We start from the raw sequence: 15,509 nt of genomic DNA on the forward strand, positions 1-15,509 counted from the left end.
TTACCTGCAACGGAATTGCACCGTTCTGCGAAGAGGGTATTCATCCGCGCATGGCCAACGCCGCCGCCGACTGGGACCTGTTCCAGAGCCTGCACGCCGTCCTCCAGGCCGGCAGCTTCTCCGGCGCGGCCCGCGCCCGCGGCCTCACCCAGCCGACCCTCGGCCGCCACATCGAGGCGCTGGAGCAGAAGCTGGGGGGCGCCCTCTTCCTCCGCTCGCCGCGGGGCCTGCAGCCGACCGAGCTGGCCCTGGCGCTCGCGCCGCACCTCGACGAGATGGCCGCCACGGTGGGCGCGGCCCTACGCGACGCCACCGGCCCGGCCGACGGCTCGGCGGGCTGCGTGCGCCTGACGGCCAGCGAGGTCCTCGCGGTCGAGGTGCTGCCTCCGATCCTGAAGGACTTTATGGACGTCCACCCCGACGTCGAGGTGGAGCTGGTGGTCTCCAATGAGCTCGAGGATCTGATGCGGCGCGAGGCCGACATCGCCATCCGGATGGCGAGGCCCACTCAGTCCGCGCTGGTGGCCCGGCGGATCGGCGCCATCCACTTCGGCTTCTACGCCACCCCGGGCTATGTGCAGCGCAAGGGTCTTCCGACCGACCTCGACGACCTGGCCGACGGGCACACGCTGATCGGCTTCGACCGGATCGACCCCAAGTCGATCATCGACACGATCGACATCGGCCGGCCGATCAATCGGGACCTCTTCACCTTCAAGACAGACAACCAGCTCGCTCAGCTCGCGGCCGTCCGCGCCGGTCTCGGCGTCGGGGCGACCACCCACGGGCTGGCGCGCCGGGAAGGCCTCGTGCAGATCCTGCCGAACGCCTTCTCGTTCCAGCTGGAGGTGTGGATCTGCATGCACGAGAGCCTGAAGGCCAGCCGTCGCATGCGGCTGATGAGCGACCACCTCGCCGAGCGGCTGAAGGCCTTCGTGGCCGAGAACCAGCCGTGAGCTACCAGGGTGGCTGCCTGTGCGGGCAGGTGCGCTGGCGGGCGGCGGGCGAGCCGATCAACGTGCGTATCTGCCACTGCACCCTGTGCCAGCGGGCGACCGGCGCGCCCTTCTTCGCGCGGGCGCTGTTCCGCGCGGAGGACTTCGCCTGGACCGGCGATACGACCAGCTGGCCGACCTCTGAGCGGATCCAGCGGCGATCGTGCGCGCGGTGCGGCACGCCGATGTTCTCGGCGCCCAACGACGCCCCGCCGCGGATCGGCGTCTCGCTGGCCACCCTGGACGATCCGGATGCGCTCGCGCCCGAGTGCCACATCTTCGTGGGTTCGAGACGCGCCTGGATCGTGCTGGACGACGGGCTGCCGCAGTACGAGGAGCGGCCGCCGGGTTGAGCGCAGAGCGCGCCGCCGTACGGGGACCAGCTGTCGCTTCGGGCCTCGGTTCGGGCCTGGCGCTGCTCAGAACCCGCCCGTCTCGAGCTTGCGGACCGCCTCCTCCACAGCCTGCGCGGCGGCCGCCCGACCGGTGCGCCAGGCCGCCTCCTGAGCATCCAGCTGGGTCTTCCGGAAGCCCTGCAGCACTCGCGGCGTGACGCCGAGCTCCATCAGGCGATCGTCCTTGGCCGTATATCGGGGCCAGTCGGGGGCGCCGGGGCAGCGTGGCTTGCCCGTCTTGGCGAAGCTGACCCAGCAGGCGTGCACCATCCGCGTCGCCGCACGGTCTTCCTCGCTGAGCACGAGGTTCGGATAGGTCTTCTCCCAGGTGTCGAAAACGTACGACAGCTCGTCGCCGTGCGCCGCGCCGCGCACCTTCCCGCGCATCGCCGTGCGAACGTAGGTGAAGAGGTAGAGGTAGCTCGGGGCCCCGTCAGCCGCCTGCCGGGCGATCCAGCGCGCAGGCGCGCCCACATGGGCGTCGGTGTACATCTGGTACCCGAGGTCGGCGCCGACCTTCCCTTCGTCAGCGTAGGCGGCCCTCAGCTCGGGCGGGGCCTGTTCGGTGTAGGCCGCCGGCGCCATGCTGCGCAACGAGGAGCCGTCGAAGTCCGTCCAGCCGATCAGCAGCGGCACGTCCGCGAGGCGACCGGCGGCGATGGCGTCGGTGGCGTTCTCTCGCTGGAAGCGTCCGTCGATGCTGTAGGCCCCCAGGTGCGGCAGCTGGTCCGGCGACAGCGCCCGAAGCGCTTCGGCGGTCGCCGCGCCGCCGGGCAGCCCCGCCTGTGCAGCCATCCAGCTCCCGACCCGCTCCATTTGCGTCAGCGTCAGGGGCGTCCACCAGCCGACGCCGGACTGCACGATGGCCTTGTCGAACAACCCCTTCGCCTCGGGGAGGGTGAGCAGCTGCAGTGTGGAGGCGCCGCCGGCGGAGAGGCCGAAGATGGTGACGTTGTCCGGATCTCCGCCGAACGCTTCGATGTTCTGCTTCACCCAGCGCAGCGCAGCCATCTGGTCGAGGGTCTGGAACCGTCCCAAGGGCTCGTTCGGCCCGGCCTCGCGGGTCAGCGCCGGATGGGCGAAGTTGCCGAGGGTGAGCTGGCGGTAGTCGAAATTGACGAACACCACCCCGTCGCGGGCGAAGGCGGCCCCGTCGAACTGGGGCGCCGAGGCCGCCCCGAGCGGCTGGAGCCAGACCATCACCGCCGCCCGCTTCGCCCGGACCGGCGCCCAGATGTTGAGGTGCAGGCAGTCCTCGCTCGCGCCCGGCTGGGTCGGCACGTCGAGGAAGATGTCGAACCCGCCGGCCGCCACCCGCCGGCCCCTGGCGATCCAGGCGACGTCGACGGAGGGGCAGGGCGGGCCGAAAGCGGTCGCGGGGCGGACCCCGCTCCATGGCGCCGGCGGTTGCGGGGGCCGCCAGCGCAGGGCGCCGACGGGCGGGGCGGCGTAGGGGATGGCCCTGAAGGTTCGTACGCCGTCCTGCTCGGTTCCGACGACTTCGCCCTGGGCGGTCCGTATCCGCAAGCGGTCGGGAGACGCTGGCGCCGCCGCCGCAGCGCCCGCGCAGACCAGCGACAGGATCAGTCCGGCCAGCACAGACCTCATGGCGCCCTCCTTCAAGCTTTGCCTTGAGGAGGCCGCGAGGGGCGGCCGCGGATGCAGATCGCAGATTAATTTTTGGTAAGGCGCAGGTCGGGTCGACGCCGCTCCGCCACGAGGAAGGCGGCGAAGCGGCGGCGGCGCCGAGGCCGAGCAGGCCCGCTCATCCCGGCCGGAGCCGGGGGCCGGACTGCAAGGCGGCGGAACGGTCGCATGGGCCCCGGCTTTCGCCGGAGTGGGCGGCCGGTGGGGAAGCCTTAGGCTTCCGGCGTCTCGGTCGGCTCGTCCTTGGACGCGGCGGTCATGGCGCGCTCGGCGATCCGGGCCGACTTACCGCGGCGGTCGCGCAGGTAGTAGAGCTTGGCCCGGCGGACGACGCCGCGGCGCTTGACCTCGATGCTCTCGATCATCGGCGACAGCACCGGGAAGACCCGCTCGACGCCTTCGCCGAAGCTGATCTTGCGGACGGTGAAGCTCTCGTTGATGCCCGAGCCCTGGCGGCCGATGCAGACGCCTTCGTAGGCCTGCACGCGCTCGCGTTCGCCTTCCTTGATGCGCACGTTCACGCGCACCGTGTCGCCAGGCCCGAATTCCGGCACGCGGCGGGTCTGGAGGAGGCGGTCGGCCTCTTCCTTCTCGAGTTGCTGGATGATGTTCATGTCTTCACGTCCTTGAGTACTGGGCTTTACTCGCCCTTTGCCTGTTGATTGGCGAGATGCGCCGCCCAGAGGTCCGGCCGCCGCTCCCGCGTGGTGATCTCCCGCTGCGAACGCCGCCACTTGGCGATGTCCGCGTGATGCCCCGACAGGAGCACCTCGGGTATTTCGCGCCCTTCGAACGTCCGCGGTCTCGTGTACTGCGGATGCTCGAGGAGCCCGTCCTCGAAACTCTCCTCGCTCAAACTCTGCGCCTGCCCAAGAACGCCGGGCACGAGCCTTACGCACGCCTCAACCGTCACCAGCGCGGCGGCCTCGCCGCCGGCCAGCACCGCATCGCCGACGGCGACCTCCTCGAACCCGCGGGCGTCGAGCACCCGCTGGTCGACCCCTTCGAACCGCCCGCAAAGGACGATGAGGCCCGGCCCCTTCGCCCACTCGCGGACCCTCTCCTGCGTCAGCGGCTTGCCCCGGGCGCTCATGTACAAAAGCGGCCGCCCGCGCAGCTCCACGCTGTCCAGCGCAGCCGCGATGACGTCCGCCCGCATGACCTGCCCCGGACCGCCACCCGCAGGGGTGTCGTCGAGGAAGCCGCGCTTATCCTTGGAAAAGGCGCGAATGTCCACCGTTTCCAGCGTCCAGAGCCCCTGTTCGCGCCAGGCCGTGCCGATCAGCGACACCCCGAGCGGGCCGGGAAAGGCCTCGGGGAACATGGTCAGGATGGTGGCGTCGAACGGCATGGCGCCAGTGACGGTCCGAAGCGGCCGGCGTCAAGGCCTGCGGAACCGGCGCTTGACCGTCAGGGTTACACGCGTAATCTCATCGTCGGTTTACAGGCATAATAAGGAAGCGCCCCGATGACTCCTTTCAGACTCGCCCTGGCCTCGGCGGCGGCGCTGCTCGCCGCCAGCCCCGCCGCGGCCCAACAGGCGGTCCAAAATCCCCTGACGCTTGGCGGCGTGTTCGCCGACGCCGCCATAGAGGTGCAGCTGGTGATGGCCGGGCTGATCGCCGCCACCCTCGCCGCCATCGTGGTCTGGGCGCTGGAGCTGGCGCGGATCCGCAAGGGCCGGCTGGAGAACACGCCCGCCCGGCAGGCCTTCCTGAAGGCGGTGGCGGGAGCCGCGCCCCTCTTCGGCCTGGCGGCCGGCGCCTACACCCTGCTGATGTCCAGCCTGGCGCTGGCGAACCTGCGTCCGACGCCGCCGCTCGCGATGATCGCGCCCGGCTTCGCCGAGGTGCTGCTTTCCGTCTTCCTGGGCCTGTTCGCCTCCGCGGTGGCCACCACCCTGCGCCGCCATCTGGAAGGGCGGGTGGACATGTGGCGCGGGGCGGGCACGGCGCTGGCGGCGGCGGAGTAGCCGCTCAGCTGAACCCGCAGCGGTAGTAGTGGTCGCGCAGCGGCCGGCACGAGGCCAGCCCGCCGCCGAACAGCGACGCCGCCCGCGGCGGCGCATGGCTTCTCAGCCGGCCGTCCGGGCCTCGCCAGTCGCCGGCGCCGGCCACCGCGTCGGTCGGGTCCCAGACCAGGCCGACCCAGTCGCCGATGCCGTTGTGCCACTCGAAGGCGACGCGCACCGGCGGGCCAAAGTCAGAGCGAAAGTGCACCCCGGACTGTTCGCCCTCGACGCCCCACTCGTGGTCCCTGCCCTGCAGCGTGTGGTCGTTCGCCTGCGCGACGATCCTCTCGTACCTCGGACGCTCGAGGAGGAATCGGATCCAGGCGCCGCCATGGCCGAGGTCCGGCGCCGCCGCGATCAGTCCACCGCCTGCGCCCAGCATCATCAGCGCCGGCCAGAAGGGAGCCCAATGATCCCGCAGCGGGCGCGTGGCCCAGACCAGCAACAGGCCGACTCCGACGAACAGGTGCAGGAGGTAGATCGGGATCGCGAGGACGAAGAGACCGAAGATGATCTCGTCCTGGAAGACGTAGAGCGCCAGTCCCGTCAGCAGCCACGCGCCGAACCAGACCTGGTCCGTCCGCGAGAGCCCCTTCATCCGTTTCGTGCGTTGATAGGCGGTCATGCCGGCCAGGGTGAGCGCGCGATGCGCAGGCCTGATGCAGCCGGCGTGGAGACCTGGCGCCGTCTTGCCGAGCTTGCGTCCAGAGGCTAGAGCACGCGCCTTCGCAAGTGCAGCAAAGATCTAGGCCATGGACCTGCCCGAAAGACTCGTCGAGACGCTCGCGCTGGAGCGCATCGAGGTGAACCTGTTCCGCGGGACCAGCCCGAACGAGGGCCCCGGGCGGATCTTCGGCGGCCAGGTCATCGCCCAGTCGCTGCTGGCGGCCTACGAGACCGTCGAGGACCGGGTCTGCCATTCGCTGCACTGCTACTTCATCCGGCCGGGCGATCCGACCATCCCGATCCTGTTCGAGGTCGACCGCTCGCGCGACGGCGGCAGCTTCACGACCCGCCGGGTGGTGGCGATCCAGCGCGGCCAGCAGATCTTCAACCTGGCCGCCTCGTTCCAGGACGTGGAGCAGGGCTACGAGCACCAGTTCCCGATGCCGTCCGTGCCCGGTCCGGACGAGCTGGACGACGAGCTGACCGCCCAGAAGAAGCAGCTCGAGAAGCTCCCCGAGCCGATGCGCAAGATGATGAGCCGCCCCCGGCCCATCGAGATGCGCGGCCGCGACAGCTTCGGCTGGACGCCGCCGGAGAACGCCGAGCCCAACAGCAACGTCTGGATCCGCGCCCGCGAGCCGATCGGCGACGATCCGCACATGCACCAGGTCGTGCTGGCCTACGCCTCGGACATGAACCTGCTGTCGACCGCCATGCGCCCGCACCGGGTGGGCTGGCAAACGCCGGGCCTGCAGTCGGCCAGCCTCGACCACGCCATGTGGTTCCACAAGCCGTCCAACTTCAACGACTGGCACCTCTACGCCCAGGACAGCCCCTCGGCCTCCGGCGGGCGCGGGTTCGTGCGCGGCTCGATCTACGACAAGGACGGGAACCTGGTGGCCTCGGTGGCCCAGGAAGGGCTGATGCGTCAGCGGCAGCCGAAGGCCTGAGTCTTTTTTCGGTTCCAGCTGAACCATTTCACGGGTTCGTGCGCTTCGTCACAGGTAATCCAGGGAGGACCTGACCATGCGCATCGCCACCACCGTCTTCGCGGCCGTCGCCGCACTTTCGCTCGCCGCCTGCAACAGCCCTCAGGACCAGGCGGCTGAAGAGAAGGCCGACGCCATCGAGGCCCAGACCGAGGCCACGACGGACGCCATCGAGCAGCAGGCGGACGCTGCGGCCGACGCCGGCAAGGAAGCCACCGCCGAGGCTCTGGAGCAGAAGGCCGACCAGGTCGAGGAAGCCGGCGCCGCCAAGGCCGACGCCGTCGAGCAGGAAGCCGGCAAGGCCGACTAGGCTCGTCTCGGACCGGAGTTTATGCAGCGCCCCCGGCCGACCGCCGGGGGCGTTCTGCTGTCTGCGTTCCCTCCCCTGAAGGGGAGGGAAGGGCCTACTCGGTCTCTTCGGGGCGCACGGCGATGATCTTGCCGTCTGCGAGGCGCACTTCGGGGACCGCGTCCTTCGTGAACGGCAGCCACCAGGTGGCGCCGTCGGGCGGCTGGATCTCCAGGAGGTCGCCGGCGCCGAAGTCGTGGACGGACTTGATCCGGCCCAGCAGCTCTCCCTCCGCCGTCTCGGCGGAAAGCCCGATCAGGTCGGCGAGGTAGAACTCGTCCTCGTCCTCGGGCGGGGGCAGCGCCTCCCGGGTCACGTGCAGGCGAAGGCCGCGCAGGGCCTCGGCGGCCTCCCGCGTGGGGACCTCCTCGGCCCGGGCGACGAGCCCGCCCTTCACCGGCCGGCCGCCGGTCAGGGTCAGGGCCTGGGTCCCGTCCTGACGCAAGAGGACCCGATAGCGGACGAGCGCCATCGGGTCCTCGGTATAGCTGGTGATGCGCAGCTCGCCCTTCACCCCGAAGGCGCCGGCCACCCGGCCGACGAGGATCAGGCGCTGCGTCATCGCCGGTCCTTAGGACTTCGCCTCGTCGTCGGCGGCCTGCTCGGCAGCCTCGCCGGCCTCGGCTTCGACAGCGTCCTCGGCGGCCGGCTGGCCGGCGTCCTCGGCCGCAGCCTCGGCGGCGGGAGCTTCTTCAGCCGGAGCGGCGGCCTCGGCCGGGGCCTCCTCGGCGGCCGGCGGGTTGGCGGCGGCTTCGGCGGCCGCGGCGGCGCGGTCGGCCTCGCGCTGGGCGCGCTCTTCGGCCCGTTCCTTGGCCTTCGTGCCCGGCTCGGCCTTCTTCGGGTTGTTGCCGGCCTGCCACTTCACCAGGCCTTCGCTGGCCAGGAAGCGGGCGACGCGGTCGGTGGGCTGGGCGCCCTTCTTCAGCCACTCCTGGATCCGCTCGACCTTCAGCGCGACCCGGTTCGGGTCGTCGCGCTTCAGGAGCGGGTTGTAGCTGCCCACCTTCTCGATGAAGCGGCCGTCGCGCGGCGAATGGCTGTCGGCGATGACGATCGAGTAGTAGGGCCGCTTCTTGGCGCCCCCGCGGGTCAGACGGATCTTCAGCATCGTTGGTCCTTAGAGGTTATTTCTTGAACGGGTTGAAGCCGGGCGGCAGCGCGCCGCCGCCCAGGCCGGGAAGCTTGAGGCCGCCGGGGCCGCCGAGGCCCGGCAGCTGGCCGGCGGCCTTTTCGATCTCTTCGGGGCTCGGCATCTTGCCGCCGCCCAGCGCCTTGAGCTGGTCCATGCCGCCCGGGCCGCCGAGGGCCTTGGCCATCTGGGCCAGGCCCTTGCCGCCGTTCTTGGTCATGGCCTTCATCACGTCGGCCATCTGGCGGTGCTGCTTCAGCAGGCGGTTGACCTCGGCGACGTCGACGCCGGCGCCCTTGGCGATGCGGCGCTTGCGCGAGGCCTGCAGGATGTCGGGCTTCTTCCGCTCGGCCTTGGTCATGGACGAGATGATCGCCGCCTGACGGTCCAGCATCTTGTCGGAGACGTTCGCCTCGGCGAGCTGCTTCTTCACCTTCTGGACGCCGGGCAGCAGGCCCATGACCCCTTCCATGCCGCCCATCTTCTTCATCTGGGAGAGCTGGGCGGCCATCATGTCGAGGTCGAACTGGCCCTTGGCCAGCTTCCTGGCCATGACCTCGGCCTGGGCGATGTCGATGTCCTGGGCGGCCTTCTCGACGAGAGCCACCACGTCGCCCTGGCCGAGGATCCGGCCGGCCACGCGGCGGGCGTCGAAGGCGTCGAGGCCGTCGATCTTCTCCGAGACGCCGAGGAACTTGATCGGCAGGCCGGTGACGGCGCGCATCGAGAGCGCCGCGCCGCCGCGCCCGTCGCCGTCGGCGCGGGTCAGCACGAGACCGGTCAGCGGCAGGCGCTCGTGGAAGGCCTTGGCGGTGCGCACCGCGTCCTGGCCGGTCAGGGCGTCGGCGACCAGCAGGGTCTCGGACGGGTTCGAGATGCGGGCGATCTCGGCCGCCTCGCTCATCATCGCCTCGTCCAGCGTCGTGCGGCCGGCGGTGTCGAGGATCAGGACGTCGTAGCCCTGCAGCTTGGCCGACTGCATCGCCCGGCGGGCGATGTCCGGCGCCGACTGGCCGGGCACGATGGGCAGGGACTCGACGCCGGCCTGCTTCGCCAGCATCGCCAGCTGCTCCATGGCGGCCGGGCGGCGGGTGTCGAGCGAGGCCAGCAGGACCTTCTTGCGGTCCTTGGAAAGCCGCAGGGCGAGCTTGCCGGCGGTGGTGGTCTTACCCGAGCCCTGCAGGCCGGCCATCATGATGATGGTGGGCGGGTTGAGCGCGAGGTTCAGCCCCTCGACCTCGTCGCCGCCCAGCATCTCCACCAGGCCGTCGTAGGTGATCTTGATCACCTGGTCGGCGGGCCGGACCGAGCGGATCACCGCCTCGCCGGTCGCCCGCTCCTTGGCCTTGGCGATGAACTCGCGCACCACGGGCAGGGCGACGTCGGCCTCCAGGAGGGCGATCCGCACCTCCCGCATGGCCTCGTCGATATCCTTCTCCGACAGGACGCCGCGGCCGGAAAGCCGGTCGAACACCCCTGTCAGACGATCCGATAGCGCTTCGAACAAGCTCTAACTCCTATGGCCCAAACGCGATCGACCCCCGTGGACGATCACGTCGACGGGGGGCCTCGCCGCCCTCGTCCCATATAGGCATGGGGGTCGTGGCGGTGGAGGGCGCTGACCGAGGTTGCGCCGGAAGGGCGCGCTTATGCGCTCGTGGGGCGGAAAGGTCAAGGAAATCACTTCCCTCCCCTTCATGGGGAGGGTGGCCGCGAGCGAAGCGAAGCGGACGGGTGGGGAAGTCTCCCGCCGGCATGGAGCCTGCCGATCAGCCCCTTTCGACACGAAGATCACAAAGGACACGAAGGGCACGAAGGCGCACCGCCCCTCGTCACCGCAGGCGACATTCAGACGGCCGGGCCTGATCGGCCCGGCTCTTCGTGCCCTTCGTGATCTTCGTGGTCTTCGTGTCAATTGCAGCGCTGCAGGGTGCACGGCGTCTGGCGCCTGGGATGACCCTCACTCCCCCACCCGGTCCCTTCGGGACCACCCTCCCCTGAAGGGGAGGGAACGCCGCATGGACGCCTGCCCCGACCCCCGCTAAGTCGAGTCCATGGCCATCGGCGTCTTCGATTCCGGGGTGGGCGGGCTGACCGTGCACCACAAGCTGGTCGAGCGGTTCCCCGCCGCCGACTTCGTCTACCTGGCCGACCAGGCCAACACCCCCTACGGCGGGCGCGGAGGGGAGGAGATCGTGGATCTTACCCGGGCCGGCTGCGAGCGGCTGTTCGCCGAGGGCTGCGACCTCGTCGTGCTGGCCTGCAACACGGCCGCGGGCGTGGCGCTGCGGCGGCTGCAGCAGACCTGGCTGCCCGGCTACCGCAAGGAGACCGGTCGCAAGGTCAATGTGCTGGGGATCATTGTCCCGACCATCGAGGCGGCCACGGGCCTGCCCTGGGAGCACGAGGCCGACCGCCTGCCGGAGAAGGTGGAGAAGGTGGACATCCTGGCGGTGTTCTCGACGCCCGCCACCGCCCGCAGCCGGGTCTACGAGATCGAGATCGACAAGCGCCGTCAGGACGTGGCGGTGTTCTCCGAGCCCTGCCCCGAGCTGGCCCGGATGATCGAGACCGGCGCCTCGGCCGTCGAGCTGGCCCAGACCATCGAAGGCCATGTGAAGGCCATCACCACCCGCATCGGCCGCCCGCCGGACCGGGCCATCCTCGGCTGCACCCACTACGAGATCGTCGCCGACATGTTCCGCGCGGCGCTGCCGCCCGGCACGCCGCTGATCCACCAGCCGCAGGCCACCGCCGACGCCCTCGCCGCCTACCTCGAGCGCCACCCGGAGTTCGACCCCGGCTCCAACGGCCTGCGCCGCTTCATCACGACCGGCAAGCCGGGCGCCCAGCACCAGCTGGTCGAGACCTTCTGGGGCGCACCGCTGAACTTCGAGGCCGCGCGCGAACCGGCCTGAGCGCTTCCCCCGCCCGCCGTCCTGCGGCAGCCTGCGCCTGAACATCAGGGGAGGCGCGCCCATGCGCACGATCATCGCGGCCGCGGCCCTGCTGGCCGCAAGTCCGGCCGGCGCGGAGGTGGTGGAGCGCAGCGAGGGCGGGTTCCGGACGCGGCACACCGTGCAGGTCGCCGCCCCGCCGGAGCGGGTCTACCAGGCGATCGGCGAGATCGGCCGCTGGTGGGATCCTGAGCACACCTACTCCGGCAAGGCCGAGAACCTGACCCTGGAGCTCAAGCCGGGCGGCTGCTTCTGCGAGACGGTCGGGGCGGGCGGGGTTCAGCACGGCGTGGTGGTGATGGCGCTGCCCGGCCAGGCGCTCCGGCTCGATGCGCCGCTCGGCCCCCTGCAGGAGGAGGGCGTCGCCGCCGCCTTCACCCTCACCATCAAGCCGGCGGAGGGCGGGTCCGAGGTCGTCCAGACGCTGCACGTGGGCGGCGCCCGGCCGAAGATGGCGGCGGCCATGTCCGGGCCCGTCGACCAGGTGCTCGGCGCCGCGCTGGCCCGCTTCGAGCGCTACGCCGAGACAGGCAAGCCGGACTGAGCCGCCGCCGCGAGCGCCTCGTCCAGCCGCGCGCCCTCGCGGTAGGGCGAAAGGCCCCGTCCCGGCGCGCGGACGCCGAGGTCCGGATCGGGCTGAGGCGCGCCGATGCGCGTCTCGATCGGGATCACGCCGGTCCAGGCGGGCCAGCCCTCGTCCGGCGCATAGGGCAGCGGCCCGCCCGCCTTCACCTTCACCGAGGCCTCGGCGATCTCCATCTCGGCGACGACGATCTGGGCGAGCTCGACGTCGCTCGATGGCCGCAGCTCGAGCGTGCGCCCGGGATAGAGACGCTCCAGGAACGCCGCCATCGCCGCCCGCTTGGCCTCCAGCCCGGTCACCAGTCGCGCCCTCCCGAAGACCATGGCCGAGCGGTAGTTCACGGAGTGCTTGATTCCCGAGCGGCCGACGATCAGCCCGTCCAGCAGGGTGACCGTCACGCAGACCGGCGCGCCCGAGCCGCTCCTGGCCAGGATCCGACTCGCCGCGGCGCCGTGCCAGTAGAGCGTCCGCCCCTCCCGCCAGAAGGTGGTTGGGGTCACCATCGGCTGGTCCTCGTCCAGGTAGCCGATGTGGGCCACCAGCGCGGCGTCGAGCACGGCGAACAGGCTCGCCTCGTCGTACCGGCCGCGCTCGGGCCGGCGGCGCAGCCGCGTGCGGGGCGATGGGGCGGGGGTCTCGGACATGGCCGGTCTCCTTTCGGCTTGGAGAGCTAGGCCGTGCGTGGTCTGCTGGACAGATCCAATTCTCGCGCGAAGAGCAGACCACATGAGCTGGGCCGAGATCTACCCCTGGGAGGCGCCGGCCCCGGGCGAGCCGCGCATCCATCGCGTGTACGAGCAGCTGCGCGAGGCGATCCACTCGGGCGCGCTGAGGCCCGGCGGCCGGCTGCCGTCCAGCCGCGACCTGGCGCGCCGGCTGGGCGTCGCGCGGGCCTCGGTGGTGGCCGCCTACGAGCGGCTGGTGGGGGAGGGCTACGCCGAGGGCCGCGCCGGCTCGGGCACCTACGTCTCGCAGGACCTCTCCGGAGTGCTCGAGTTGCGGCCCGCCCGGCGGGCGCCCCGGGCTGCTGCGCCGCCGGCCCTGCCGGACCGGGTCGGCGCCCTGGAGGCCTTCGACCTTCCCGAGGCGCCGCCGGAGGCCCGGCCCTTCTCCAACGGCCGGACGCTGATGGACGAGCGGGCGCTGGACGCCTGGTCGCGGGCGAGCCGGCGGGCGCTGCGGACGCTGGGGCCCGTCCACTTCGGCTATTCCGACGCCCGCGGCGATCCGCGGCTGCGGGCGGCGATCGCCGACTACCTGCGGGCCGCCCGCGGGGTCGTCTGCGAGCCCGACCAGGTGATCGTCACCGCCGGCGCCCAGCACGCCGTGGACCTGGCCGCCCGGCTGCTGGTCCGGCCGGGCGATCCCGTCTGGCTGGAGGATCCCTGCTACGACCCGACCTGGCACGCGCTCGGCCAACTCGGGGCCGAGCTGCACCCGATCCCCGTGGACGGGTCGGGCATCGACGTGGCGGCGGGCGTCGCGGCAGCGCCGGACGCGAAGATGGCCTTCGTCACCCCCTCGCATCAGTTCCCTCTGGGCGTGACCCTCTCGATGGCCCGGCGGCTGGAGCTGCTGGCCTGGGCGCGCCAGGCGGGCGCCTTCGTGGTGGAGGACGACTACGCCTCGGAGTTCCGCTACTCCGGACCGCCGCTCCCCTCGCTCCAGGGCCTCGATGGCGGCGAGCGGGTGATCTACGTCGGCACCCTCAACAAGGCGCTCTTCCCGGGCCTGCGCATGGGCTACATGGTCGCCCCGCGGCCGCTCCTGAAGGCGCTCAGCGTCGAACGCCACCTGACCGACCGGCAGCCCTCCAGCCTGACCCAGGCCGTGCTGCTCGACTTCATGGAGAGCGGCGAGTTCGCGGCCCACATCCGCCGCCGCCGCGTGGCCTACGGGCGCCAGCGGGACGCGCTGGCCCAGGCGCTGGTCCGCCGTTTCGGCGATGCGCTGGAGATCACCCGCCCCGACCAGGGCATGCAGCTGATCGCCTATTTCCGGGACGGCCGCTCGGACCTGGAGGCGGAGCTCGCCGCCGCGCGCGCAGGGCTCAGCGCGCGGGCCATCAGCCGCCTCTACCGCAAGGCGCCGCCAAGGCCCGGCGTGCTGCTCGGCTTTTCGGGCTTTCCGGTCTCGGCGATGGCGGCGGGGGTGGAGCGGCTCGCGGCCGCCTGGAGCGGGGGGTCCGGGGGCGCGCTGGGGCTAGGGGAGGATTGCGCGCCCCCGGACGGCGACGCTGACGATGGCGATGCCTCGCGCCGCCTCTCTGGGAGAGTGAGGACTAGATAGGCGCGGCCGATCGAGAGGGCTAATCGATTGTCTCTGGAAATGACATAGAATGAGCCTATCTTCCGTCCATGCTTCCGACGCTCCGACAGCTCAGCTACCTGAAGCTCCTCGCCGAGCAGGGCTCGTTCAGCAAGGCGGCCGAGGCGGCGCACGTCACCCAGCCCACCCTGTCGGCCGGCATCCAGGAGCTGGAGAAGATCCTCGGCGCCTCGGTGGTCGACCGGGCGCGCTCGGGGGTGATCCTGACGCCGGTCGGCCAGGAGGCCCTGGCCCGGGCCCGCACCATCCTCAACGAGGCCGAGGAGCTGGTGGAGGCGGCGCGCAACGCCGGCCAGCCGCTGACCGGGCGGTTCCGCCTGGGCGTCATCCCGACCATCGCCCCCTTCCTGTTGCCCAAGGCGCTGCCTCTGCTGCGCCAGCGCTTCCCCAAGCTGCGCCTGTTCCTGCGCGAGGACCTGACCCAGCGGCTGGTCAATGCGCTGCGCGCCGGGCACCTGGACGCGGCGCTGATCGCGCTGCCTTACGACGTCACCGGCCTGGCCTGGGCGCACGTCTCGGACGATGAGCTCTACGCGGCCTTCCCGGCCAACCACCGGCTGGCCGCCGAGCCCCGCACCCGCCCCTCGGACCTGGAGCAGGAGGACCTCATCCTGCTGGAGGACGGCCATTGCCTGCGCGAGCACGCCCTGGCCGCCTGCGGGCTTCGGCCGCGCAAGGCCGACGGCGAGGAGGCCTTCGCCGCGACCTCGCTGCCGACCCTGGTGCAGATGGTGGGCTCGGGCCTGGGCGTGACCTTCCTGCCCGGCATGGCGGTGGACGCGGGCCTGGCCGAGACCGCGCCGATCTCGGTGCGGCCGATCGCGGCCGAGGATCCCAGGCGCGAGATCGTCGTCGCCTGGCGCGCCGGCTCCAGCCGGGCCGCCGACGGCAAGCTGCTGGCCGAGACGCTGAAGGGCGCCTGAGGCCCATTACCTGGGGCGTAATCGACCCGCCCCCGCCCGATCGCCAGGATCACGGTCAGCCCCACGAGCGGGGCGCCCAACCTGGAGATCCCGCCCATGACCCCCGTCACCTTCCTCCGCCGCGTCCTCTTCGCCGACGCCATCGCCAGCTTCGGCTCGGCCGCCCTGATGATCGCCGCGCCGGCGGCGGTCGCCGAACTCACGGGCCTTTCCCCGGCCCTCCTCCTCGAAGCCGGCGTCGTGCTCGTCCCCTTCGTGCTGATGGTGCTGGCGGTCGCGACCCGCCGCGACATCCCGCGCCTGGGCGTCAAGGCGATCGTCGCCATCAACGTCCTGTGGGTGATCGGCTCGGTGGCGGTCCTCGCCGCAACCTCGCCCACCGCCCTCGGCTACGCCTTCGTCATCGTCCAGGCGGTCGCCGTCGGCGTCTTCGCCGAGCTGCAGATCGTCGGCCTGAAGCGGACGGCGCAGGCGACGGCGTAACCCTCCCTCCCCTTCAGGGGAGGGTCGAGTCGGCGAAAGCCGACCGGGGTGGGG

18 protein-coding genes are annotated in these 15,509 nt (G+C 71.5%); 10 read left to right on the forward strand and 8 right to left on the reverse strand.

The window, feature by feature from the left end:
- The first annotated feature begins 50 nt into the window (after positions 1-50).
- The gene (locus ACFSC0_RS09040; protein ID WP_377283270.1) at positions 51-956 is read left to right on the forward strand and encodes a LysR family transcriptional regulator; all 906 of its coding nucleotides are present in this window, start codon (positions 51-53) and stop codon (positions 954-956) included.
- Entirely contained in the window at positions 953-1,348 is a 396-nt protein-coding gene (locus tag ACFSC0_RS09045; RefSeq protein ID WP_377283269.1) for a GFA family protein, read from the forward strand. The genes ACFSC0_RS09040 and ACFSC0_RS09045 overlap by 4 nt, the downstream gene beginning before the upstream one ends.
- 66 nt (positions 1,349-1,414) lie before the next feature.
- Here ACFSC0_RS09045 and ACFSC0_RS09050 read toward each other — a convergent pair whose 3' ends face one another.
- The 3 genes from ACFSC0_RS09050 to trmD form a co-directional block, all read right to left on the reverse strand.
- Positions 1,415-2,998: a carboxylesterase/lipase family protein gene (locus ACFSC0_RS09050; RefSeq protein WP_377283268.1), complete on the reverse strand. Its 1,584-nt coding sequence runs from the start codon at positions 2,996-2,998 to the stop codon at positions 1,415-1,417.
- Between the two features lie 251 nt (positions 2,999-3,249).
- Positions 3,250-3,651, reverse strand: coding sequence for a 50S ribosomal protein L19 (gene rplS, locus ACFSC0_RS09055; RefSeq protein ID WP_377283267.1), 402 nt, complete (start codon positions 3,649-3,651; stop codon positions 3,250-3,252).
- A gap of 26 nt (positions 3,652-3,677) precedes the next feature.
- On the reverse strand, positions 3,678-4,388 hold the full coding sequence (trmD, locus tag ACFSC0_RS09060) for a tRNA (guanosine(37)-N1)-methyltransferase TrmD (protein WP_377283266.1): 711 nt from the start codon (positions 4,386-4,388) through the stop codon (positions 3,678-3,680).
- 117 nt (positions 4,389-4,505) lie between these two features.
- On the opposite strand from trmD, the gene ACFSC0_RS09065 reads away from it, so the two are divergent.
- Positions 4,506-5,009 (forward strand): MotA/TolQ/ExbB proton channel family protein, encoded by a 504-nt coding sequence (locus tag ACFSC0_RS09065; protein WP_377283265.1) that lies wholly within the window; start codon positions 4,506-4,508, stop codon positions 5,007-5,009.
- A gap of 4 nt (positions 5,010-5,013) precedes the next feature.
- Here ACFSC0_RS09065 and ACFSC0_RS09070 read toward each other — a convergent pair whose 3' ends face one another.
- Positions 5,014-5,673, reverse strand: a complete 660-nt coding sequence (locus tag ACFSC0_RS09070) for a hypothetical protein (RefSeq protein WP_377283264.1) — start codon at positions 5,671-5,673, stop codon at positions 5,014-5,016.
- Between the two features lie 127 nt (positions 5,674-5,800).
- Between ACFSC0_RS09070 and tesB the strand changes: the two genes are divergently transcribed.
- Entirely contained in the window at positions 5,801-6,664 is an 864-nt protein-coding gene (gene tesB, locus ACFSC0_RS09075; protein ID WP_377283263.1) for an acyl-CoA thioesterase II, read from the forward strand.
- Between the two features lie 76 nt (positions 6,665-6,740).
- Positions 6,741-7,013, forward strand: coding sequence for a hypothetical protein (locus tag ACFSC0_RS09080; RefSeq protein WP_377283262.1), 273 nt, complete (start codon positions 6,741-6,743; stop codon positions 7,011-7,013).
- Between the two features lie 94 nt (positions 7,014-7,107).
- Here ACFSC0_RS09080 and rimM read toward each other — a convergent pair whose 3' ends face one another.
- The 3 genes from rimM to ffh are packed head-to-tail and all read right to left on the reverse strand — an operon-like array spanning position 7,108 to position 9,688.
- On the reverse strand, positions 7,108-7,614 hold the full coding sequence (gene rimM, locus ACFSC0_RS09085; RefSeq protein WP_377283261.1) for a ribosome maturation factor RimM: 507 nt from the start codon (positions 7,612-7,614) through the stop codon (positions 7,108-7,110).
- 9 nt (positions 7,615-7,623) lie between these two features.
- Positions 7,624-8,160 carry a 30S ribosomal protein S16 gene (rpsP, locus tag ACFSC0_RS09090; protein ID WP_377283260.1) on the reverse strand — a complete coding sequence of 179 codons (537 nt, stop codon included), beginning with the start codon at positions 8,158-8,160 and terminating at the stop codon, positions 7,624-7,626.
- Between the two features lie 16 nt (positions 8,161-8,176).
- The gene (gene ffh, locus ACFSC0_RS09095) at positions 8,177-9,688 is read right to left on the reverse strand and encodes a signal recognition particle protein (RefSeq protein WP_377283259.1); all 1,512 of its coding nucleotides are present in this window, start codon (positions 9,686-9,688) and stop codon (positions 8,177-8,179) included.
- Between the two features lie 547 nt (positions 9,689-10,235).
- Between ffh and ACFSC0_RS09100 the strand changes: the two genes are divergently transcribed.
- Together ACFSC0_RS09100 and ACFSC0_RS09105 are read left to right on the forward strand one after the other, a co-directional pair.
- On the forward strand, positions 10,236-11,099 hold the full coding sequence (locus tag ACFSC0_RS09100; protein WP_377283258.1) for a glutamate racemase: 864 nt from the start codon (positions 10,236-10,238) through the stop codon (positions 11,097-11,099).
- Between the two features lie 61 nt (positions 11,100-11,160).
- Positions 11,161-11,682: an SRPBCC family protein gene (locus ACFSC0_RS09105; RefSeq protein WP_377283257.1), complete on the forward strand. Its 522-nt coding sequence runs from the start codon at positions 11,161-11,163 to the stop codon at positions 11,680-11,682.
- On the opposite strand, the gene ACFSC0_RS09110 is transcribed toward ACFSC0_RS09105, so the two are convergent.
- Positions 11,655-12,365: a pyridoxamine 5'-phosphate oxidase family protein gene (locus ACFSC0_RS09110; RefSeq protein ID WP_377283256.1), complete on the reverse strand. Its 711-nt coding sequence runs from the start codon at positions 12,363-12,365 to the stop codon at positions 11,655-11,657. The genes ACFSC0_RS09105 and ACFSC0_RS09110 overlap by 28 nt on opposite strands.
- An 82-nt stretch (positions 12,366-12,447) precedes the next feature.
- Between ACFSC0_RS09110 and pdxR the strand changes: the two genes are divergently transcribed.
- The 3 genes from pdxR to ACFSC0_RS09125 all read left to right on the forward strand — a co-directional run bounded on the left by pdxR (position 12,448) and on the right by ACFSC0_RS09125 (position 15,455).
- Positions 12,448-14,010: a MocR-like pyridoxine biosynthesis transcription factor PdxR gene (gene pdxR, locus ACFSC0_RS09115; RefSeq protein ID WP_377283255.1), complete on the forward strand. Its 1,563-nt coding sequence runs from the start codon at positions 12,448-12,450 to the stop codon at positions 14,008-14,010.
- Between the two features lie 68 nt (positions 14,011-14,078).
- The gene (locus tag ACFSC0_RS09120) at positions 14,079-14,972 is read left to right on the forward strand and encodes a hydrogen peroxide-inducible genes activator (protein WP_377283254.1); all 894 of its coding nucleotides are present in this window, start codon (positions 14,079-14,081) and stop codon (positions 14,970-14,972) included.
- 96 nt (positions 14,973-15,068) lie between these two features.
- On the forward strand, positions 15,069-15,455 hold the full coding sequence (locus tag ACFSC0_RS09125; RefSeq protein WP_377283253.1) for a hypothetical protein: 387 nt from the start codon (positions 15,069-15,071) through the stop codon (positions 15,453-15,455).
- The last annotated feature ends 54 nt before the right edge of the window (positions 15,456-15,509 follow it).

Source organism: Phenylobacterium terrae, from assembly GCF_042681205.1.
Taxonomy (GTDB): Bacteria; Pseudomonadota; Alphaproteobacteria; order Caulobacterales; family Caulobacteraceae; genus Phenylobacterium; species Phenylobacterium terrae.